Annotated in this window: 15 protein-coding genes; 6 read left to right on the top strand and 9 right to left on the bottom strand. The window is 41.8% G+C overall.

Annotated features, from left to right (window positions below; translation table 11 throughout):
• Positions 1–6 precede the first annotated feature (6 nt).
• The 3 genes from ACP2AF_RS16165 to leuC form a co-directional block, all read right to left on the bottom strand.
• Positions 7–1,524, bottom strand: coding sequence for an alpha-isopropylmalate synthase regulatory domain-containing protein (locus ACP2AF_RS16165; protein WP_425237188.1), 1,518 nt, complete (start codon positions 1,522–1,524; stop codon positions 7–9).
• A 111-nt stretch (positions 1,525–1,635) separates the two neighbouring features.
• Entirely contained in the window at positions 1,636–2,232 is a 597-nt protein-coding gene (gene leuD / locus ACP2AF_RS16160) for a 3-isopropylmalate dehydratase small subunit (protein ID WP_425237187.1), read from the bottom strand.
• A gap of 89 nt (positions 2,233–2,321) precedes the next feature.
• Positions 2,322–3,740 carry a 3-isopropylmalate dehydratase large subunit gene (gene leuC / locus ACP2AF_RS16155; RefSeq protein WP_425237186.1) on the bottom strand — a complete coding sequence of 473 codons (1,419 nt, stop codon included), beginning with the start codon at positions 3,738–3,740 and terminating at the stop codon, positions 2,322–2,324.
• A 244-nt stretch (positions 3,741–3,984) separates the two neighbouring features.
• On the opposite strand from leuC, the gene ACP2AF_RS16150 reads away from it, so the two are divergent.
• The gene (locus ACP2AF_RS16150; protein ID WP_425237185.1) at positions 3,985–5,094 is read left to right on the top strand and encodes a DUF2911 domain-containing protein; all 1,110 of its coding nucleotides are present in this window, start codon (positions 3,985–3,987) and stop codon (positions 5,092–5,094) included.
• Between the two features lie 60 nt (positions 5,095–5,154).
• On the opposite strand, the gene recG is transcribed toward ACP2AF_RS16150, so the two are convergent.
• Complete coding sequence (recG, locus tag ACP2AF_RS16145) at positions 5,155–7,260, bottom strand: ATP-dependent DNA helicase RecG (protein ID WP_425237184.1); 2,106 nt, start codon at positions 7,258–7,260, stop codon at positions 5,155–5,157.
• Positions 7,261–7,341: 81 nt separating this feature from the next.
• Here recG and ACP2AF_RS16140 point away from each other — a divergent pair, with 81 nt between their 5' ends.
• Together ACP2AF_RS16140 and ACP2AF_RS16135 are read left to right on the top strand one after the other, a co-directional pair.
• Positions 7,342–9,420: a M1 family metallopeptidase gene (locus ACP2AF_RS16140; RefSeq protein WP_425237183.1), complete on the top strand. Its 2,079-nt coding sequence runs from the start codon at positions 7,342–7,344 to the stop codon at positions 9,418–9,420.
• Position 9,421: 1 nt separating this feature from the next.
• On the top strand, positions 9,422–10,333 hold the full coding sequence (locus tag ACP2AF_RS16135; protein ID WP_425237182.1) for a patatin-like phospholipase family protein: 912 nt from the start codon (positions 9,422–9,424) through the stop codon (positions 10,331–10,333).
• Positions 10,334–10,634: 301 nt separating this feature from the next.
• On the opposite strand, the gene ACP2AF_RS16130 is transcribed toward ACP2AF_RS16135, so the two are convergent.
• From ACP2AF_RS16130 to ACP2AF_RS16115, 4 genes are all read right to left on the bottom strand, one after another.
• Entirely contained in the window at positions 10,635–11,153 is a 519-nt protein-coding gene (locus ACP2AF_RS16130; RefSeq protein WP_120711443.1) for a hypothetical protein, read from the bottom strand.
• Between the two features lie 83 nt (positions 11,154–11,236).
• Positions 11,237–12,013 (bottom strand): hypothetical protein, encoded by a 777-nt coding sequence (locus tag ACP2AF_RS16125; RefSeq protein ID WP_425237181.1) that lies wholly within the window; start codon positions 12,011–12,013, stop codon positions 11,237–11,239.
• 41 nt (positions 12,014–12,054) lie between these two features.
• The gene (locus tag ACP2AF_RS16120) at positions 12,055–13,626 is read right to left on the bottom strand and encodes an FMN-binding glutamate synthase family protein (RefSeq protein ID WP_425237180.1); all 1,572 of its coding nucleotides are present in this window, start codon (positions 13,624–13,626) and stop codon (positions 12,055–12,057) included.
• A gap of 131 nt (positions 13,627–13,757) precedes the next feature.
• Entirely contained in the window at positions 13,758–14,303 is a 546-nt protein-coding gene (locus ACP2AF_RS16115; RefSeq protein ID WP_425237179.1) for a DsrE family protein, read from the bottom strand.
• Positions 14,304–14,400: 97 nt separating this feature from the next.
• On the opposite strand from ACP2AF_RS16115, the gene ACP2AF_RS16110 reads away from it, so the two are divergent.
• From ACP2AF_RS16110 to ACP2AF_RS16100, 3 genes are read left to right on the top strand one after another with little or no spacing between them, the layout of a single operon-like run.
• Complete coding sequence (locus tag ACP2AF_RS16110; RefSeq protein ID WP_425237178.1) at positions 14,401–16,761, top strand: ATP-dependent helicase; 2,361 nt, start codon at positions 14,401–14,403, stop codon at positions 16,759–16,761.
• 31 nt (positions 16,762–16,792) lie between these two features.
• Positions 16,793–17,665 carry a glycoside hydrolase family 16 protein gene (locus ACP2AF_RS16105; protein WP_425237177.1) on the top strand — a complete coding sequence of 291 codons (873 nt, stop codon included), beginning with the start codon at positions 16,793–16,795 and terminating at the stop codon, positions 17,663–17,665.
• Between the two features lie 8 nt (positions 17,666–17,673).
• A complete protein-coding gene (locus ACP2AF_RS16100; RefSeq protein WP_425237176.1) occupies positions 17,674–18,294 on the top strand; it encodes an L-threonylcarbamoyladenylate synthase in 621 nt (206 codons plus the stop codon).
• 5 nt (positions 18,295–18,299) lie between these two features.
• Here the strand turns inward: ACP2AF_RS16100 and ACP2AF_RS16095 are convergent, their stop codons facing one another.
• Positions 18,300–20,870: a zinc-dependent metalloprotease gene (locus ACP2AF_RS16095; protein ID WP_425237175.1), complete on the bottom strand. Its 2,571-nt coding sequence runs from the start codon at positions 20,868–20,870 to the stop codon at positions 18,300–18,302.
• Positions 20,871–20,878 lie beyond the last annotated feature (8 nt).

Here is a 20,878-nt window from a genome sequence, read left to right as displayed (position 1 = left end):
TTTTAATTAAATAATGTTGAGCATCTTTTCCGTAGCCTTTATGGCCGAAACGGTTTGGTCGGAATCCAATCCCCTGGTAGTAAAGTCGGTGTTGTTGTCCTGCCAAGTGATAATGGTCTCACAAAGTGCATCGGAATTACTGCCAGGTGGAATACGTACCGCATAATCAACCAGTTTGGGCAATTCTAATTTTTCGGAACGGTATACTTTACGCAACGCATTCATAAAGGCATCAAATTGTCCATCTCCTTGGGCGTTTTCCTCGTAGATTTTACCATTCAGGTCAACAGAAACTGTAGTTGAAGGTTTTAGTCCTTTGGAATGGGTTAGTACATAGGATTTAACAAATACCTTTTGTTGAAATGTATCACTATCCAAAACGTCAGAGATGATATAGGGCAGGTCATCTTTGGTTACTTTTTCCTTTTTATCCCCCAATTCAATAATACGAGCAGTCACTTTTTTTAGTTCCTCATCGTTTAGGGTGAGTCCCAACTCCTGCAGGTTCTTCTGGATATTCGCTTTGCCCGAGGTTTTTCCCAAAGCGTATTTTCGTTTTCGACCAAATCGTTCGGGCAATAGACTATTGAAGTATAAGTTATTTTTATTATCTCCATCTGCGTGTATTCCAGCAGTTTGGGTAAAAACATTATCTCCAACAATGGGTTTATTGGCAGGTATACCAAAACCAGTAAAAGCGGATACCAATTTACTTACCTTGAACAACGAGGATTCGTTAATGGCAATTTCTACCTCCGGCAAAAAATCGTTTATTACGGCCACGGCACTGGCCATTGGGGCATTACCTGCCCGCTCTCCCATGCCGTTGACGGTTAGGTGAAGTCCATGACAACCCGCCTTTACAGCTTCCATGATATTGGCTACACCCAGATCGTAATCGTTATGACCATGGAAGTCTACATGAAAATTAGGATAGCGTTCCAAGATTTCGGACAAGTAATTAAAGGTTTCCGTATGGGTAAGAATCCCCAATGTATCTGGAAGCAACAGTTTTTTTATGGGCTGTGAGGCCAAAAAATCGAGATACTGAAATACATATTCTTTGGAATTCCGCATACCATTGCTCCAATCCTCCAAATAGACATTGGTTGTTACACCTTGCTTTTGGGCTAAATCAAAAACGGCCGCGATATCAGAAAAATGCTGTTCGGGTGTCTTCTTAAGTTGGTGTGTTAGGTGGTTCAGAGATCCCTTGGTCAATAAATTCTGGACTTTAGCCCCCGCTTCTTCCATCCATTTAAGCGAAATACCGCCATCTACAAAGGTAAGTACCTCAATACGATCTAGATAGCTTTCTGAAACAGCCCATTCCGTAATCTGTTTTACGGCCTCTAATTCTCCTTTGGACACCCGGGCAGATGCTATTTCTATACGGTCTACCTTAAGTTCGTCCAATAGTAGTTTGGCCAAAGTCAGTTTCTCCGATACTGAAAAGGATACCCCTGAGGTCTGTTCCCCATCCCTAAGGGTTGTGTCCATTATTTCCAGTTTTCTCTTCCCCATTTCTCTCGTATTTCTATCATTCTAAGCGGTAGGTGGCAACTCCTGAATCTTTATAGGCTCAAAAGGCACCCTAAATTGTTGTCATCCGTCCGCTTATAACACCCTAAATCATTATAAAGGCCTATTTGCGGCAAATTCCTGAATATGTTCCTTGATGTTCAACAGATAGTCAATGTCGTCAAAACCATTTAGCATATTCGCTTTTTTGTAGACATTGATATCAAAACTTTCGCGTTCACTGGTTTCAAGAATCGTTATGGTCTGTTCAGGGAGGTTTACCTCTATTTGAGTAGTAGGGTCGGCCTCGATAGCCAGGAATATTTTTTCCAAGAATTCAGGACTGACCTGAACCGGAAGTACCCCAATATTGAGGCAGTTATTTCGAAATATATCCGCAAAAAAACTAGAGACCACACACCGAAAGCCATAGTCGTAAATGGCCCAGGCCGCATGCTCTCGAGAGGAACCTGATCCAAAATTTTTACCACCGACCAATATACGTCCGCTGTATTTTGGGTTGTTCAACACGAAATCTTTTTTTGGGCTATCGTCGGAATTGTATCGCCAATCACGAAATAGGTTGTCGCCAAATCCTTTTCGCTCTGTTGCTTTAAGGAACCGCGCTGGAATTATCTGATCGGTATCCACATTTTCTATGGGAAGTGGTACTGCTGCCGTTGTAAGTATATTGAATTTATCGTATGCCATTTGTTAAAAGTTGTTCGTTTTTAGTTGTCCGTTGATGGTTTTAGTTGATGGTCATTAGCCTTTTGAGCAATACTGGCAACCAACAACTGCTAACCAGCAACTATTTCTTCCATTAATTCACGGGGGTCGGTCACTTTGCCGGTTACCGCTGCCGCTGCGGCTACCAAGGGACTGGCCAACAATGTTCTTGCCCCGGGACCTTGTCTTCCCTCAAAATTCCTATTGGAGGTGCTTACGGCATATTTTCCTGCGGGAATCTTATCTTCGTTCATGGCCAAACAAGCGGAACAGCCCGGTTCACGCAATTCAAATCCGGCTTCATTTAAAATATCGAGGATACCTTCTTCCTTAATTGCCGTTTCCACCTTATGGGATCCGGGTACCAACCATGCGGTAACATTATCAGCTTTCTTTCTACCTTTTATGATGGAGGCAAACGCTCTAAAATCCTCGATTCTACCATTGGTACAACTTCCAAGGAAAACATAATCGATTTTTTTACCCATCATACTATCACCTTCACTAAAATCCATATACTGAAGCGATTTTTTATATGTGGCCACTCCTCCTTCAACGGACTCGGCATCGGGAATACCATTTGAAATTCCGATACCCATTCCGGGATTGGTGCCATAGGTAATCATGGGTTCTATATTGGCTGCTTCAAAGGTGACCTCCTTGTCAAATTCAGCGCCGTCTTCTGTTGGTAAGGTTTTCCAAAAAGCCATCGCCTTGTCCCAATCTCCACCTTTTGGCGCAAATTCCCTTCCTTTTACATAACTGAATGTTTTTTCATCAGGAGCTATCATTCCGCCACGGGCACCCATTTCAATACTGAGGTTGCAAACCGTCATGCGACCTTCCATACTCATATTGCGAAATACCTCTCCCGCATATTCCACAAAATAACCTGTGGCACCGGAAGTAGTGAGCTGGGAAATAATGTACAGCGCAACGTCTTTTGGCGTTACGGCCTTGCTTAGCGTTCCTTCTATATTAATACGCATGCTTTTGGGCTTGGTCTGCATAATACATTGCGTGGCCAGGACCATCTCCACTTCAGAAGTGCCTATTCCAAAAGCAATGGCACCGAAAGCGCCATGGGTGGAGGTATGTGAATCTCCACAGACTATAGTTGCACCTGGTAGGGTAATACCATATTCCGGCCCAACTACATGAACAATACCATTTTTTTCATGCCCCAATCCCCAATAGGAAATTCCATGAGCACTGGCATTTTCCTCCAAAGCTTTTAACTGATTTGCCGAAAGTGGGTCTTTGACCGGCAAATGTTGATTCATGGTTGGCGTGTTATGATCGGCCGTGGCAAATGTCTTTTCAGGATGCATGACCTTAATACCTCTATTCTTTATACCCAAAAAAGCAACAGGACTGGTCACTTCGTGTACCATGTGCCTATCGATAAATAAAACATCGGGACCATTTTCAATGTGTTGTACCACATGAGAATCCCAAACTTTGTCAAATAATGTTCTTTTCGTACTCATATTTCTCACCATTATAAGCGTACAAAACTATGAAATGGAGTGGTTTTAGGAAATTATTGCTATGGAAAATTACGATGTTCAACAACATATGCATCACACTAATTCATAGAATTTTGAGTCTCTTGGTGTTTTGTTTAACATACTGAATTCCAATTTTAACACAATGGTAACGGTTTTGAGTTTTTGGTATAAATACCTTGTAAGATGAACTACTCAATCAATTTATAAATCAAAAAAAGAGATTATGAAATGTTTTTACAAGAAAGGCCTAATGCTTGCTTTGTTAGGTTCGCTGTTTCTTATGACCGAAACCATTGCCCAATTGGACCTGCCTAGAGGGAGTCAAATGGCCAAAGTATCGCAACGACTAGGAATTACGGATATCTCGGTTATTTATTCCAGACCAAGTGTAAACAACAGGGAAATTTGGGGAAGCTTAGTTCCATATGGTATGAACAATTTAGGATTCGGAACAGCCAAGGAATCACCATGGAGGGCCGGGGCCAATGAAAATACGGTAATCAAATTCAGTAATGACGTTAAAATAGAGGGCCAACCTTTAGCTGCAGGAAAATATGGTCTTCATATGATTGTTGAAGAAGATGGGGGAGCAACCATAATTTTCTCAAAAAATCATGGTGCATGGGGCAGTTATTTTTACGAACCTTCTGAGGATGCGCTACGGGTAGATGTAGAAACCAAGGAAACTCCGCATACGGAACAACTTACTTTTAGCTTTGACAATGTTGATGCCAATTCAGCTATTCTGGCCCTTAATTGGGAGAAAAAACAAATCCCATTCAAAATAGAGGTGGATGTCACCGATGTTGTATTGGCCGATATACGTCAAAAACTACAGGATGTTCCAGGATTCAATCGCCAATCTTGGGAGCAGGCTGCAAATTTTGCGTTGAACAATGATGGGGATTTGGATGAGGCGTTGGGCTGGATAGATGCCGCCATTGCAGGTCAATTCTTTAGTGAGAAGAACTACAATAACCTAAATATAAAATCGCAGATTCTAACGAAACAAGGAAAAACGACCGAAGCTGAGGCCCTTATGGACGAGGCCTTGCAAATGGCCACGGTTTTTGAGATACACGGTTATGGTAGGCAATTAATAGCTCAAGGGAAAAAGGAAAAAGCCCTGGAAGTATTTAAGATGAACGCCAAAAAGAATAAAGGAACTTGGCCAGTGGACTATGGATTGGCAAGAGGTTACTCCGCAGTAGGTAACCACAAAACGGCATTGAAGCATTTAAAAGTTGCTGCGGGAAGGGCCCCTGATGCCGTAAACAAGAACGCTATTGCGGACAATATAACCAAACTTCAGAATGGGGAAGGAATCAATTAAAAAGCGAATTGCATGAAAAAAATAAAGCCCGACTTTGGTCGGGCTTTTGTATTAAAATTGTTAGCTTATATACGTCCAAATATTTTTGTGCTTTACCAATTGGTTATAGGTATGACGAACAATCAAATTGTTCGGTTGTTCCAAATTGGGATCATTTTTTAATGTTTGTATGGCATAATGCCGAGCAGTTTTCAAAATATCATTATCCTTCACGATATCTGCAATTTTTAGATTAAGAATACCACTTTGTTGGGTGCCCATTAAATCCCCTGGTCCACGAAGTTTTAAGTCTACCTCGGCAATTTCAAAACCATCATTGGTCCGTACCATGGTCTCCAGCCTGGTTTTGGCTTCGGAAGACAGCTTATGGCTGGTCATTAATATGCAATAACTTTGATCGGCCCCGCGACCCACCCTTCCCCGCAGTTGGTGTAATTGTGAAAGGCCAAAACGCTCTGCACTTTCTATGATCATTACGGAGGCATTGGGAACGTTTACCCCAACTTCTATTACCGTTGTGGCCACCATGATATTGGTCTCTCCTTTTACGAAACGTTCCATTTCATAGTCTTTATCGGCCGGTTTCATTTTGCCATGAACAATTGAAATCTGATAGTCGGGTAGGGGAAAGTCCCTTACAATGCTTTCGTAACCATCCATCAGATCCTTATAATCCAAAGCCTCGGATTCCTGAATTAATGGGTAAACCACATAGATTTGCCTTCCTTTCTTTATTTCATCCTTAATGAAATGGAAGACTTTAAGTCGATTCGAATCATAGCGATGAACGGTTTTTATCGGCTTTCTTCCTGGAGGCAGCTCATCAATGACCGAAATATCCAAATCACCATACAGACTCATGGCCAAGGTTCGGGGAATAGGAGTGGCCGTCATGACCAAAATGTGTGGTGGCACCTCGTTCTTATGCCAAAGCTTACTACGCTGGGCCACCCCGAACCGATGTTGCTCGTCCACGATGGCCAGACCTAAGTTTTTAAACTGTACCTTATCCTCCAATACTGCATGGGTACCGATCAGAATATGCAATTCACCATTTTCCAATTGTTCGTGGATAGGTCTTCTGGCCGACTTTTTTACGGATCCGGTCAATAATTCACAGGTAACCCCGGTGTTGTTCAGTAATTCTTTAATGCCATTGTAATGTTGTTGTGCTAGAATCTCTGTCGGTGCCATTAGACAGGCTTGAAAACCATTATCAATAGCCAAGAGCATAATCATTAGTGCAACTATTGTTTTTCCGGAACCAACATCACCTTGAAGTAAACGGTTCATCTGGGCGTTGCTCCCTAAATCCGCCCGAATTTCCTTAATAACCCGTTTTTGTGCATTGGTCAATTCAAAAGGGAGGTGGTCCCGATAAAAGGTATTGAAAAGCTCACCGACTTGATTAAAATTGAAGCCCTTTATTTTTTGCTTACGTAATATTTTTTTGGAGATGAGTTGTAATTGTATGTAAAAAAGTTCCTCAAACTTTAAACGAAATTGGGCCTTGGCCAGTAATTCCTGATTTTTTGGAAAGTGGATGTTGAACAGCGATTCACTTTTTGACAGTAATTGTAGTTCAAAAATGACTTTATCGGGAAGTGTTTCTGAAAATCGGCCTTTACTTTCCAAAAACAACTGTTGCATCATTTTGTTGATGACACGGTTGGTAATCCCCTTATTGGAAAGCTTTTCCGTGGATGGATAAATAGGTTGCATCGCTATTTTGAGGCCCTTTTCATGATCGGCCAACAATTCCATATCGGGATGGGGCATGGAGAATTTCCCATTGTACCAATTGCATCTTCCAAAAATCACATAGGGTGTGTTGAGTTTAAGATTTTCCCGAATCCATTTTTGCCCCCTAAACCACACGAGCTCCATCTCACCGGTTTCGTCAATAAAAGTTGCTACCAGACGTTTTCCTCTTTTTTGCTCTACGGTTTTGAGATGGATGATTTTCCCTATGATCTGCATATCCGCATTGCTACGTTGCAACTGAGCAATTTTGTAATACCGGGTCCTGTCGATGTACCGATTTGGAAATAAATTAATAAGATCCTGATAAGTTGCAATGCCAAGCTCTGATTGCAATGTTTCCGCCCGATTGGGGCCAACACCTTTGAGATACGTAATCGGAGTCTGTAGCATATTGGTGTTCATAGGACTAAAATAGGGCAAGCGTTCCTCAACTCCAATAAACTAAAATGCTAAATTTGATTCAAGTTTTGTAGTAAGACATTTATGAAGCAACTTATCGCGGCCCTTTTTCTTTTTCAAGGTGTATTTATGTCGGCCCAGCGCCAGGACAAGATAAACTTTATTCATGGCGAAGCCCAAATAGTACCTTTTGCAAAGAAAGGATATGTGGAGGGCAAGGTAACCTATGAATTTCATGTACTTCAAGATGTGGACTCTGTTTTTTTGGATGCCAAGAACATGAAGTTTACATCGGTCCGTTTGAACGATAGAATAGTTAAGTATTCCAATTCGGGAAACACTGTTTCCTTAAAGAAAAAATTAAAAAGAGGGAAGTCTTACAAACTGGAACTTGACTACACGGCCCGACCCAAGCAAACGATGTATTTCATGAATTGGAACGATGATAATCCAGATAACAATCAGATATGGACACAGGGTCAGGGAAAGTATACGAGTCATTGGTTGCCAAGTTTTGATGACATGATGGAAAAAGTTGAATTTGACCTAAGCCTGACTTTTAACAAGAATTACGAGGTCATTGCCAATGGAAAACTTCTGGATGTCAAAGAATCGGACTCTTCAAAAACATGGTCTTTTGATATGCAAGAACCCATGAGCAGCTACCTTTTGGCCTTTGCCATCGGTACATATGAAAAGCAGCAATTGACTTCCACAGGTGGTGCGCCTATAGAAAACTATTTTTATCCAAAAGATAGTGTACGTGTTGAGCCTACCTATCGATATACCAAGGAAATCTTTGATTTTTTGGAGGAGGAAATCGGAGTTGCATATCCTTGGCAGAATTACAAACAGGTTCCTGTCCACGACTTTCTATATGCAGGAATGGAGAATACGGGCTGCACGATTTTTTCCGATGCCTATGTCATTGATTCGGTGGCATTTTTAGATAAGAATTATGTAAATGTAAATGCTCATGAATTGGCTCATCAATGGTTTGGAAATCTGGTTACGGAAAAAAGTGGAAGTCACCATTGGTTACATGAAGGCTTCGCCACCTATTATGCCTATTTGGCCGAAAAGGAACTTTTTGGAGAGGAGCACTTTTATTGGAAGTTGTTCGAAACTTTAACTACAATTCAAAATTCAATTGAAAAGGGGCAGGGGCAGAGCCTTTTGGACCCAAGGGCAAGTAGTCTAACGTTTTACGAAAAAGGGGCCTGGGCCATTTTTATGCTGCGGGATCGGATAGGGGATATGGCCTTTAAAAAGGGAATCCAGTCCTATTTGGAGAAATATGCTTTTGCGAATGTAACGGTGCCCGATTTCATTCAAGAAATGGAAAAATCAAGCGGTACCGACCTATCCCGCTATGTAAAAGTATGGTTGGAAGATACTGCAATTCCTTTCAAAGTCGCACAGGAGAAATTGGCTGAAAAATCAGCATCCCTAAAATCATTGTTTGCCCTACAGGCAGCACTGAAAAGCCAAGAAAGCGATGAAATAGATTATACATCCTATTGGAATGGTACAAATTCTATACAATTAAAGAAATATATGATCCAAAATTTTATCCAGACACTGCCAGAGGAAATCATTGACCGTGTTTTGGACTCCAATGCGTTGGAACTGCGGCAGGCTTTGGCATTAAACGTTCAAGATATCAAGGATTATCCCAAGGAGAAGTTAGAAACCCTTTTAAATGACGAGAGCTATGTTACCCTGGAAAATGTCCTGTTCAAGTTATGGATGGCCTATCCGGAGGAAAGAAATAGCTATTTGGAAAAGACAAAGGGAATCATTGGATTTCCGAATAAGAACGTCCGCCTCATGTGGTTGACCCTGGCCATTTTAACGGAAGGCTATGAAGGAAGAAATACCAAATTGTATTTTGATGAGTTGAGTGGTTATACGGCACCGGAATATTCTTTTGAAATACGTCAAGGTGCTTTTCAATATCTAAATGAAGCTTTTGGTTTTAAGGACAGTAATCTACTGGATTTGGCCGAGGCAACCACACATCATTCATGGCAGTTCAAAAAATTCTCCAGAAATTTGATGGTAGAATTGTTGAAGGATCAGGTATATAAAGACCGTATTATGTCCCTTTTGGGAAAACTAAAGCCGGAGGAACGGCGTTATATAGAAAGCAAAGTAAAGTAAGATGCGGGCAATGGTGATTTCCGGGGGAGGTAGCAAGGGCGCTTTTGGCGGCGGCGTGGCCCAATACCTGATGCGGGAACTGGCGCATGATTACGATTTGTTTCTCGGGACTTCAACGGGCAGTCTGCTTATCTCTCACTTGGCCCTTAAAAAAATCGACAAGATCAAGGAAGTATACACTTCGGTAAATCAAGATAGTATCTTTAGCAATTGCCCTTTCCTGATCCAGAATAAACATGGGATCGATAACATCGCCATCAATCACTGGAACGTATTCAAAAATTTCTACGCTGGGAGCAAGACCTTCGGTGAAAGTCATAACCTATTGGAATTGATACGGAACACCTTAACCGTGACAGAATTTGAGAACCTAAAAAACGGCCCCAAGGACATTGTTGTTACGGTTTCCAACCTATCCTTGAACCAAGTGGAGTACAAAAGCATCAATGATTACAGTTATGATGATTTTTGCGAGTGGATTTGGATTTCGTGCAATTATACCCCCTTCATGAGCTTGGTACGCAAGAATGGATGCGAATATGCGGATGGAGGCCTGGGCAATATGGTGCCCATTGAGGAAGCCATTAAGAGAGGAGCTACGGAAATAGATGCTATAATTTTGCAGACCGAGGTTACCCATTTCAATCGATTGCCGTCCAGGAACGCATTCGCCCTTTTAACCAATATGTTCGCCTTTATGTTGGATAGGATAGAGCGACAGAACATCCGTATCGGAAAATTTGTCGCCAATCATAATGATGCCATCATTAATTTCTATTTTACCCCAACAGTATTAACTACCAATTCTCTGATTTTTAACAAGGAGAAAATGACCAATTGGTGGGAGAGTGGCTTTAACTATGCAAAGCACAAGAACATAGAATTGAATCAGATCGAACCCGAGGTTGAGTAAAAATTATCTGCGGATACCAAGAAGTGCTGAATAATCCCAATATATACAAATCCATACCTGGCACCCGGTAGGAAAGGACTTGAAAGTACAATGAAATTGCCAGGTGTTAATGAGTTATTGCGTTTTGTGTTGCTTTGAGAGAGCGAAACACTAACTTAATAATGAAGTAACTGCGTAACTTTTTTGAAAATTGAAATAGTCTTGGAAATTGAAACCCGAAACTAAAAAAACTGTCAGAAGCAGGAGAGGTGCCAACTAGTGGTGACGATTAACCAATTGTTTTTGGCTGCATTGAAACCGATTACCAAAGTTCCCCAATTTCCTTTTTTACAAAAGAAAGAGCCGTAGCCGAAGGGGATTGTTTGTCCATGGTCTGGTTTAAGATATCCTCACGAAGTTTATCCGAAGAATCCGTATCGCTCAGCGCCGCCTTTCGGATCATTTGGATAGTTGCACTTTTGGCCGCTTTGATAATATTCCAACATTCATCCGTCATATAGATTTGTTGGGAAAGATTGTGATCAAATTCATTTTCAATGTTCTTGATCAACAAAGCTTCGTATTCATTTTTATCCGCGGATTTTGGCGAAATCCGTACTACTAAACTTGGAATTGCAATACGTTCTAAAAATAGGGCCATACGTTCATAGGCCTGGAGCCGTATGGGCAATGTATTTTTTTGGGAATCCTTGTGCAGAAGAAATCTTCTTCTACCTTCTTCATTGTTGGTGTGCAATCGGAAAAAGTAAAAAGCAACTGCACCGGTAACAACGGCGGGCAATAAATAAGCGAACAATTGAAAAATTCCGTCTCCGGTCATAGGTGTGGTTTGTCGGTTTGTTGCTTGTAGAACGAATGAATTCTATAAAAAGTATACCGTTTTTAAAACTGGGATATCACCTCCTATTTCGAATTCTTCATTTTCTCCTTTACCATGAGATAGAACGTATAGTAACTTGGATGTAACTTAAAGCTTATGCCTTCTTTGAGATTCCCATCCCGACCCAAGGAAGTAAGGCGTTCAGGGGCAATGGTAAAATCCTTTTGCAGCAAAGAGGCTATTGTTGATGCCTGTTTTCCGGGCAAGTCCAAGTCGCCTGTCATACTGAGTCCTTCAATGGTCAGATTAATATCAGGGTTAACATTTAGGATAGCTGCAATTTTTTCTATCCAAGCTTTTCCTTCGTCCGTTAAGGTGCTTTCCGTATCCGAACCAAACAAAGAGGAGAGGCCCGAAGATATGATTACAGCTCCATTGGAAACTGCAATTTTTGCATTTTCTCCTAAAGTTTGTTTTGCATTGGTAAGTACCACAATGGCCGTAGAATCATTTTTTGCTATGGCGTCCTTCATGGCCTTAAGCTGGCCTTCTTTTGCCTGAAGACTGGCCATAGCGCTATTGGCTATGTCCGAATTCTTGTTGGAAACTTTCGCAAAATTATTCAAGTTTGTGAGCAAGGTGGCATTGGCATCTTGTAGTTCATTAACCTGAGTTTCCAGTGCTTCGGCTTTTACAACGCTGGCCTTTTCAATTTTTTTCGCTGTAAAAAGCTCGTTTTTTACGGAATCCAATTCCGATTTCAAATTGTCGATTTCGGCAATCAATTCGCTTTTACGTTGTGCAGTGACTATAGAAACCGTACTAAAAACAACTAAGAGGGTGAGTAATAATCGCATCATAGATTATTTGGATTTTGCTTATTATCGCAAAAGTAGGGTATTCATTGATTTCCTGAAAATACCTGTCCACCTAAATATTCGCAATCCAGGAGTTCTTGCATGCCTCTAAAAGGTACTTGGGTCTTTTCATAACCATAAGTCAATTTCAAATCGCTATGAAGATAGTCGTCGTCCACGTTCACATGAATATCTTCCATGGTAAATTCACAGGGATGTTCATACCCTGCCGCATGGGTGATTTCCAAAAATTCTTTCCGAAAAGTCTTAAAGTATTGGGCCAACCGATCAGCTTTAAGGGGAACACTAATTCCGCGTTGCAACCACTTGTTTTGCGTTGCTATTCCTGTTGGACATCGGTTGGTATGGCAGACCTGAGCCTGAATACAGCCAATGCTCATCATGGCTTCCCGGGCCACATTAATACAATCTATACCCATGGCAAAAGCCATGGCCGCCTTCGCGGGAAAACCCAGTTTTCCACTTCCTATAAAAACCAGGCGACTTGTTAGGTCTCGTTCTTGAAAGACCTTGTATAAACTAGAGAAACCATATACCCACGGTAACGAAACATGGTCCGCAAAACTAGGGGGGGCCGCTCCGGTACCTCCCTCGCCACCGTCAACCGTAATGAAATCGGGTCCCTTTCCGGTTTCCTTCATAAGATCGGCCAATTCCTCCCATTGATCTAATTTTCCAATGGCCCCTTTGATACCTACGGGTAGCCCTGTCCCTTCGGCAATTTCTTCTATCAATTCGATTAATTCTGGAACCGATGAAAAGGCAGAATGTGTTGCTGGCGACAATACGTCCTTTCCAATTTCCACACCGCGGATTCCGGCAATTTCCTTACTTATCTTAGCGGCCGGTAGAACCCCGCCTTTCCCCGGTTTAGCACCTTGCGAGAGTTTTATTTCAATGGCCTTGATACACGAATTTTCGGTAGTTAGCGAAATCAATTTGTCCAAAGAAAAACCACCATCTGTATTGCGTACCCCAAAATATCCGGTACCAAAATGAAAAATAACATCCCCACCTTGATTATGATAGGGGGAAAGGCCTCCTTCTCCGGTATTATGATAAGCTCCGCTTTTTGCAACACCTTTGTTCATTGCCTCCACGGCAGCGGCAGAAAGTGATCCAAAACTCATGGCCGACACATTGATGACCGATGCTGGCCGGTAGGGTTTCTTTCGTTTGTTGAATGCGCCGATTACCTTGGCGCAGGGCAAAAAGGTCTTATCTTTGGTATTTGGATGATTCTCGGGGATTTTAAAAGCTAAAAGCCGATTTTTGATGAAAATGTGTTGATGGGCATAAATATCACGGTCCGTACCAAACCCTTCATAGTTGTTCTCTTGTTTGGCGGATGCATAGATCCAGCTTCGTTCAATGCGGTTAAAGGGCAACTCCTCGCGGTTATTTGCCACAAAATACTGCCGCATTTCCGGGCCGATACTTTCCAACCAATACCGTAAATGACCCACAATAGGATAGTTGTGTGTAATGGTATGTGCCCGTTGTAAAAAAATATCACGGATAGCTACTAGAGACAGGGCTATTATAATCCATGTCCACCATGGCATGGCTCCAATAAAATCAAGAAAAGTGTCCATATATGCGCTTTAAAACTCAATTCTTATAGATCTAACATTGATTCGGAATACAAAACTAAGCATTAAAAAAATCGGCATAAACATGTAAAAGCAATGTGCTTTATGCAAAAAACTATTTCATGAAATTCAAATTAGAACTTAATGAGCCGATATCCCTTGTTTTGTAATTGTATCAAAGCGGTCATCGCGGACAAAGCCAATTGTACGTCATCGATCAAATTATCCTTGGGAATTTTTCTGGATTTCGAGGATTGACCACAAAAAATAATTTGGGCATCTACTTTGAGCAGTGCTTTGACCAATTCAAAATTGGGATTGTCCACACCATATGATTTACGGTATGTCTCATTGTTCATAATATCCTTGGATGCAGAGTGATGTACGACCAAGGCTACTTTTAGTTGGTCGGAAGACACACCACTTTGGGCGTGCATGTTTAGGAACCTTGCTGCAGTTTCTATTTTTTTATTGATTTCTTGATGTGATTCCGGCGAATCCATAATGTCAAATACAACCTTGAGTTCCACGTTCTTTTGAAGCTCAAAGTCTGGGTCGTCAATTTTCCAGACTTTTCCAAAATCCTTGATAACAGGGCCGCTTTTACTTTCTTCTTGAGAAAACAATAGTGTAGTAAGAAATAGGGATAGAAATAGTATTGGGACAGTTTTATTTCTCATATGCGAATCTTGAAAGTTTAAATATATCCAAAAAGAAGTAGAATTAAGCCATGCTGTTTATAAATCCAGAAAAGATCATTTTAGGATGAGGGTATTTATGGCTAAATTCACCTTCTTAAATTACTTTAGCTTGAAGACGTTTTTAGAGGAACTTAACGAGGCGCAAAAAGCCCCCGTCCTTCATAAAGATGGCCCACTCATGGTCATCGCCGGTGCGGGATCGGGAAAGACACGGGTTTTAACGTACCGGATAGCACATTTGATGGAGCAAGGCGTGGATGCGTTTAATATTTTGGCCCTAACCTTTACGAACAAGGCCGCCCGTGAGATGAAAAAACGAATAGCCCATATTGTTGGTAATTCCGAGGCCAAGAATCTGTGGATGGGCACCTTTCATTCCGTCTTTGCAAAATTATTGCGCTTTGATGGCGATAAATTAGGTTATCCCAGCAACTTCACCATTTATGATACACAGGATTCCCAACGACTGATTGCATCGATTATCAAGGAAATGGGATTGGATAAGGATATCTATAAATACAAGCAGATACAGAATAGGATATCCTCCTATAAGAATAGTTTGATCACTGTAAAGGCCTATTTTCAAAACCCCGAACTACAAGAGGCCGATGCCATGGCCAAAAGGCCCAGAGTAGGGGAGATCTATCAGAATTACGTAGATCGTTGCTTTAAGGCTGGAGCCATGGATTTTGATGACCTATTGCTTCGTACCAACGAACTGTTGAACAGATTTCCCGAGGTATTATTAAAGTATCAAGATCGGTTTCGGTATATTTTAGTGGATGAGTATCAGGATACCAACCATTCGCAATATCTCATCGTAAAGGCCCTATCCGATCGGTATCAAAACATCTGTGTAGTTGGCGATGACGCCCAGAGTATTTATTCTTTCCGCGGGGCCAATATTAGTAATATCCTAAATTTTCAGCGTGATTATGATGAGGTGGCCGTATACCGTTTGGAGCAAAATTATCGGAGTACAAAGAATATTGTAAATGCCGCAAATTCTATTATCGCCAAGAATAAAAATCAGCTTGAAAAGGTGGTATGGACGGCCAATGATGAAGGCTCCACCATAAAAGTACATCGCAGCATTACTGATGCCGAGGAAGGCAGGTATGTAGCAAGTTCCATTTTCGAAAACAAAATGCATGAACAATTGCCCAATGGTAATTTTGCCGTGTTGTACCGTACCAACAGTCAATCCCGTGCCATTGAAGATGCTTTGCGCAAAAAGGATATCCCGTATAGAATCTATGGAGGACTTTCCTTTTACCAGCGAAAGGAAATTAAGGATGTGCTGTCCTATCTCCGTTTGGTCATCAATCCCAAGGATGAGGAGGCCCTGAAACGAATTATCAATTTTCCGGCACGGGGTATCGGGCAGACCACTTTGGACAGATTAACGGTTGCCGCCAACCATTACGGTCGCTCTATTTTTGAGGTAATCGAGAATCTTGGTAAAATCAATTTAAAAATCAATGCCGGTACAAAAAGAAAACTAGAGGATTTTGTGACCATGATCAAGAGCTTCCAGATCATGAACGAAAATGCTGATGCCTTTACCCTGGCGGAACATGTTGCCAAGAAAACGGGAATACTGCTCGAGTTTAAAAAAGATGGTACTCCAGAGGGAATTGCCCGAATGGAGAATATAGAGGAACTATTGAACGGTATCAAGGATTTTGTAGAAGGGCAAAAGGAATTGGCCGATGCCAAGGGAGACCTTACCGAGTTTTTGGAGGATGTTGCCTTGGCTACGGATCTGGATAAGGATACGGGTGATGATGACCGGGTAGCCCTTATGACCATTCACTTAGCCAAAGGACTGGAATTTCCATATGTCTATATTGTTGGGATGGAAGAGGACCTCTTTCCTTCTGCCATGAGTATGAATACACGAAGCGAGTTGGAAGAAGAGCGGCGACTGTTTTATGTGGCACTAACCCGTGCAGAAAAACAAGCGTATTTGACCTATACACAAAATAGGTATCGTTGGGGGAAACTCATCGATGCCGAGCCCAGTCGGTTTTTAGAGGAAATCGATGAAAAATATATTGAAAACCTTACCCCGATCGAGAACACCTATCGTTTTAAACCTTTGGTGGACAACGCCATTTTTGGGGAAGTGGATAAAAGTCGGTTACGGCAGTCCAAGCCTGTAAAAGGGGAACCGCCAAGCATACATAGACCCAATGAGAATCAACTTCGTAAATTGCGAAAGCTAAAACCACAACTAGCCACACCTGTGGGTAACACCAACGTGGTAGATTTAAATTTGACCGAAGGTTCCTTGGTAAACCATACGCGATTTGGCAAGGGGAAAGTGTTGAAAATAGAAGGTGCGGGTAATGATAAGAAAGCCGAAATCCAATTTGAGAAAGGCGATATTAAGAAACTTTTGCTTCGTTTTGCCAAGCTGGAAGTACTATCTTGATATTGGATTACTCCTAAAAATAAAAGAAAATATGCCAAAAGGATACTTAGTATCGGTCTTTATGAGCTTGTTCCTGTTGGGGTGTGGGAAAGATAGTACCTCAGGTGAGGAACTCCCGGATGTAGATAGTGAAACATCTCCCGAGTTGAAGGATGTTTTTGCTCCGGATTACTGGGATGATGCCCAACTAGTTTGGAGTGATGAATTTGAGGGTGATGAATTATCCATGGAGGATTGGGCTTTTGAAACAGGATCCCATGGATGGGGCAATAATGAGCTTCAGAACTATGTTGAGAACGAAAATGTTGAAGTGAGCGGTGGTACTCTAAAGATTATTGCGAAAAAAGAAGGGATTGAATCATCCAATTATACCTCTACTAGGCTCAATAGTAAGGAAACTTTTAGATATGGGAAAATAGAGATAAGGGCGAAACTGCCGGACCATAAGGGAAATGGATTATGGCCTGCTTTATGGATGCTCGGGTCGAACATTGAAAATGTTGGCTGGCCGGCTTGTGGTGAGATTGACATTATGGAATATGTGAGTTTTGACCCTGATAAAGTACATTTTTCGATCCATAGCCAAGCAAACAACCATGTGAACGGGACTCAAATTACTTCGGGCCCTATAGATTTGAAGACCATAGAGGAAGAATTCCATATTTATGGGTTGCTATGGACCGACAGATATTTGAAGTTCTATATCGATAATCCGGAAAACGTACAATTGAATTTTATAAGACCATCTCCCACAACCGCTGAGAACTGGCCGTTTAATAAACCATTTTATTTTCTGTTGAATATTGCCGTTGGTGGCAACTGGGGTGGGCTGGAAGGAGTGGACGATACCATTTTCCCGGCAGTGATGGAGGTAGATTATATACGCGTTTACCAAGTTAAATAGTAGGTTCCATGGCTGAGTTTACTAAGATATACGAAGCTAATCCCAACCCTAGGGAGATGGAAAGGGCTGTTAACATCCTCAAAAAGGGAGGGTTGGTCATTTATCCAACGGACACCGTGTATGGCCTAGGCTGTGATATCACTAATTCCCGGGCTTTGGAAAAAATAGCTTGGATAAAAGGGGTAAAACTAGCCAAGGCCAACTGGTCCTTTGTGTGTGCGAATTTGAGCAACCTGTCAGACTATGTACGGCAGATTGATACGGCCACTTTTAAAATCCTGAAGCGAGCCCTGCCCGGTCCTTATACCTTTGTACTGCCCGGCAATAATAATCTGCCCAAGGATTTTAAAAAGAAAAAAACGGTAGGGATACGGGTGCCGGACAACTCCATTGCCAGGGCCTTGGTTGAGGGATTGGGAAATCCGATAGTTTCTACTTCAATTTATGATGAGGACGAGGTACTGGAATATACCACTGATCCCGAATTGATATTCGAGAAATGGCAAAATCAAGTGGATTTGGTTATCGATGGAGGATATGGTGGTAATGTGGCCTCAACGGTAATAGACTTATCGCGAGGAGAACCCATCTTGTTACGGGAGGGTAAAGGAGACCCGGACATTTTTTAAAGCATTTATTCTTCACCTTTGTCCTGTTCAATAGATAAATCCGGGTTGGCGGGAATATAGAGGTTTCCCGGGTCTTTGGTTTCTCCAATAACCTCTTCTATCTCTTTTTTTAGATAATTCAAGTGGGCTTTGGTCATCCTATGTGTGATAACGGGAATCGTTCCCTTTATCTTTTGCTGCAGCATAGCAAGATTGTCAAGAGCCAATGAGCGTACATCGGTATTTGAGGTATAACCTTCGGAAAGTTTGGCAAGAATACCTTCAACAACGCCTTCCGCCTCACTAGGTTTGTATAAAGCTATCATATTGGCAACGTAGGCCTTTTGTAATTTTCTTCGATAGGGGGTTGTGGAATAAAAAACGTTCATATCTCCCCAAATCAATTGGTGTAAATCGTCCAAATACGCTTCTGGGGTGTAAACATCCTCGTCTTCATATCTTTCGGCAATAAATGTCATTCTACTCATTCTACTACCCCCCAATAGGTTTATTACAATACTCTCCATTGTCTTTGTAATGGATTCCTTGGATTGAGGGGAAAAGGTCTTGTTCAGAATTTCATTGTTGATCAGCCATTTGGGCTCCTTAAATATATGATTGTTCAAAAATGCCAAGGCCTCTTTTTGGGATTGTTTTGTGACAGGACAATACACCTCACCTTGTTCACCCATGGTCTTTGGGGTAACATAAATGCCACCAATATTTTTGGCCACGTGGAAAAGATAGTTTTCGTATTGCTTTATTACGCCTTGGTAAACCTCATCCAATCCGGAATAGTCGTCACTGTTTTTTTCCTTGGTCCATTCCGTTAAAAAAGGAACGATGCGCTGTAGGTTCATAATTCCATAGTTACTGGCTACCATGGCATCGTCCCCAAGGTCCTCGGTCTGGGATCTAGGGTCAAAATCACGGCCCTCTCCTCCAAACCACAATCTTGGATTGGAACCAACGCTGTCTACAACCCACTGATTCAGTATTTCCCTTTCACTATCCTCGTCCAACTTTTCGGAAATGTGAGCATATCCCCATTGAATGGCCCATTTATCATAATCCCCAATACGTGGCATTAGGTCCTTTGGAGGAATACTATCCTGCGGTTGTGCCACATAATTAAAACGGGCGTAATCCATAATGGAGCTTGTATGACCGTTTTTTCCGAGCCACTCCGCATCTCTCAGTTTTTCGACTGGAGTGGCATGACTAGCTCCCATATTATGCCGAAGTCCTAATGTATGGCCAACTTCATGAGAAGCCACAAAACGGATAAGTTCGCCCATAAGGTCCGTGTCAAATTCCATTTTTTGGGCCCTAGGGTCAACGGCCCCTGCCTGTACCATATACCAATTGTGAAGCAGATTCATTAGATTATGGTACCATCCAATATGGCTCTCCAAGATTTCGCCACTCCTTGGATCCGTAATATTGGGACCATAAGCATTTTTAAAGGGTGAAGCAAAGTATCGTAGTACGGAAAACCTAGAATCTTCCAAACTCATCTCGTCATTGTCCTTGGGCCACTCTTTTCCAACTATAGCGTTTTTGAAACCGGCCTGTTCAAAAGCTTGCTGCCAGTCATTAATTCCTTGAATAAGATAGGGTCTCCATTTTTTGGGAGTGGCTGGATCCAAATAAAAGATGATGGGTTTTTTGGGTTCTACCAATTCCCCATTTTCCCACTTTTTTTGATCCTCTGGCCTGGGCTCCAGTCGCCATCTATGAATATAGGTGTTACGGTCTACCCGTTGTTGCTCATCACCATATTCGAGATATGAACTGGCAAAGTAACCCACTCTAGGGTCATAAAACCGTTTTTTCATGGGTGTTTTGGGCAGTAAAATGAACGAGTTGTTTATCTCCAAGGTAACCACTCCGGACAATACGGCGGCTGGCAACACTTTTTTCGTTTTGCCCTTGATAGTTTTAGCCTTATAAGTTTTTACGGTCTGTACTTCGGTATTTATGGGAAAGGACTTGATACCCAAAATATAGGATTTATCCTTTTCCAATGAGGAGAGCTTATACGATTCCTTTTGGGCACTGTTAAGCGCGAGTAAGTTATTTTCGCTGTTAATGAAATCGGTAACGTCGATTAGGGAAGATTTCTTTTTTTCATATCGTGCCTTTATTTCAAAAGTTTCCAAGATTGGTGTGATATTGGAATTGTTAACTGCTCTAGATATTTCGTCATTCTCATTGGCAACACTCACTAAGGTAGCTATACGAAGAAAAATGTTATTGGAAGGCCCTTTTTCCCAAATGATCGTTTTTTCACCTATCTCTTCCCCTCCATAGTTTTTGGAGCCCGCTGGTGTTTTAATAAAACGGGTAACCACTAGTATTTCCCTTTCCAGGATGCTATCGGGAATTCCGAAATAATACTTGTCCCCTAACTTATGAACAGAGAAAAGCCCCTCTTGGGAAATGCCTTCCTTTAAGATTACCTTGTCCAAGGTTTTGGAGGCCGAAGAGGATTTAGGCCCGGAAGAAATCTTTTTGTCGTTTTCTCCTACCGGCCTTAGGAGATTGCAGGAACTCACAACAAATAACGCCCCAATAAGTCCAAAAAATAACCTCATACGTAAGC

It is taken from the genome of Ulvibacterium sp. (assembly GCF_965248315.1).
Taxonomy (GTDB): domain Bacteria; phylum Bacteroidota; class Bacteroidia; order Flavobacteriales; family Flavobacteriaceae; genus Ulvibacterium.
This window is presented reverse-complemented; position numbering and strand designations above follow the sequence as displayed.

Excerpts from the sequence above, each read along its gene's own strand:
- ACP2AF_RS16165 (WP_425237188.1), bottom strand. The coding sequence starts at position 1,524 with ATGGGGAAGAGAAAACTGGAAATAATGGACACAACCCTTAGGGATGGG.
- leuD (WP_425237187.1), bottom strand. The coding sequence starts at position 2,232 with ATGGCATACGATAAATTCAATATACTTACAACGGCAGCAGTACCACTT.
- leuC (WP_425237186.1), bottom strand. The coding sequence starts at position 3,740 with ATGAGTACGAAAAGAACATTATTTGACAAAGTTTGGGATTCTCATGTG.
- ACP2AF_RS16150 (WP_425237185.1), top strand. The coding sequence starts at position 3,985 with ATGAAATGTTTTTACAAGAAAGGCCTAATGCTTGCTTTGTTAGGTTCG.
- recG (WP_425237184.1), bottom strand. The coding sequence starts at position 7,260 with ATGAACACCAATATGCTACAGACTCCGATTACGTATCTCAAAGGTGTT.
- ACP2AF_RS16140 (WP_425237183.1), top strand. The coding sequence starts at position 7,342 with ATGAAGCAACTTATCGCGGCCCTTTTTCTTTTTCAAGGTGTATTTATG.
- ACP2AF_RS16135 (WP_425237182.1), top strand. The coding sequence starts at position 9,422 with ATGCGGGCAATGGTGATTTCCGGGGGAGGTAGCAAGGGCGCTTTTGGC.
- ACP2AF_RS16130 (WP_120711443.1), bottom strand. The coding sequence starts at position 11,153 with ATGACCGGAGACGGAATTTTTCAATTGTTCGCTTATTTATTGCCCGCC.
- ACP2AF_RS16125 (WP_425237181.1), bottom strand. The coding sequence starts at position 12,013 with ATGATGCGATTATTACTCACCCTCTTAGTTGTTTTTAGTACGGTTTCT.
- ACP2AF_RS16120 (WP_425237180.1), bottom strand. The coding sequence starts at position 13,626 with ATGGACACTTTTCTTGATTTTATTGGAGCCATGCCATGGTGGACATGG.
- ACP2AF_RS16115 (WP_425237179.1), bottom strand. The coding sequence starts at position 14,303 with ATGAGAAATAAAACTGTCCCAATACTATTTCTATCCCTATTTCTTACT.
- ACP2AF_RS16110 (WP_425237178.1), top strand. The coding sequence starts at position 14,401 with ATGGCTAAATTCACCTTCTTAAATTACTTTAGCTTGAAGACGTTTTTA.
- ACP2AF_RS16105 (WP_425237177.1), top strand. The coding sequence starts at position 16,793 with ATGCCAAAAGGATACTTAGTATCGGTCTTTATGAGCTTGTTCCTGTTG.
- ACP2AF_RS16100 (WP_425237176.1), top strand. The coding sequence starts at position 17,674 with ATGGCTGAGTTTACTAAGATATACGAAGCTAATCCCAACCCTAGGGAG.
- ACP2AF_RS16095 (WP_425237175.1), bottom strand. The coding sequence starts at position 20,870 with ATGAGGTTATTTTTTGGACTTATTGGGGCGTTATTTGTTGTGAGTTCC.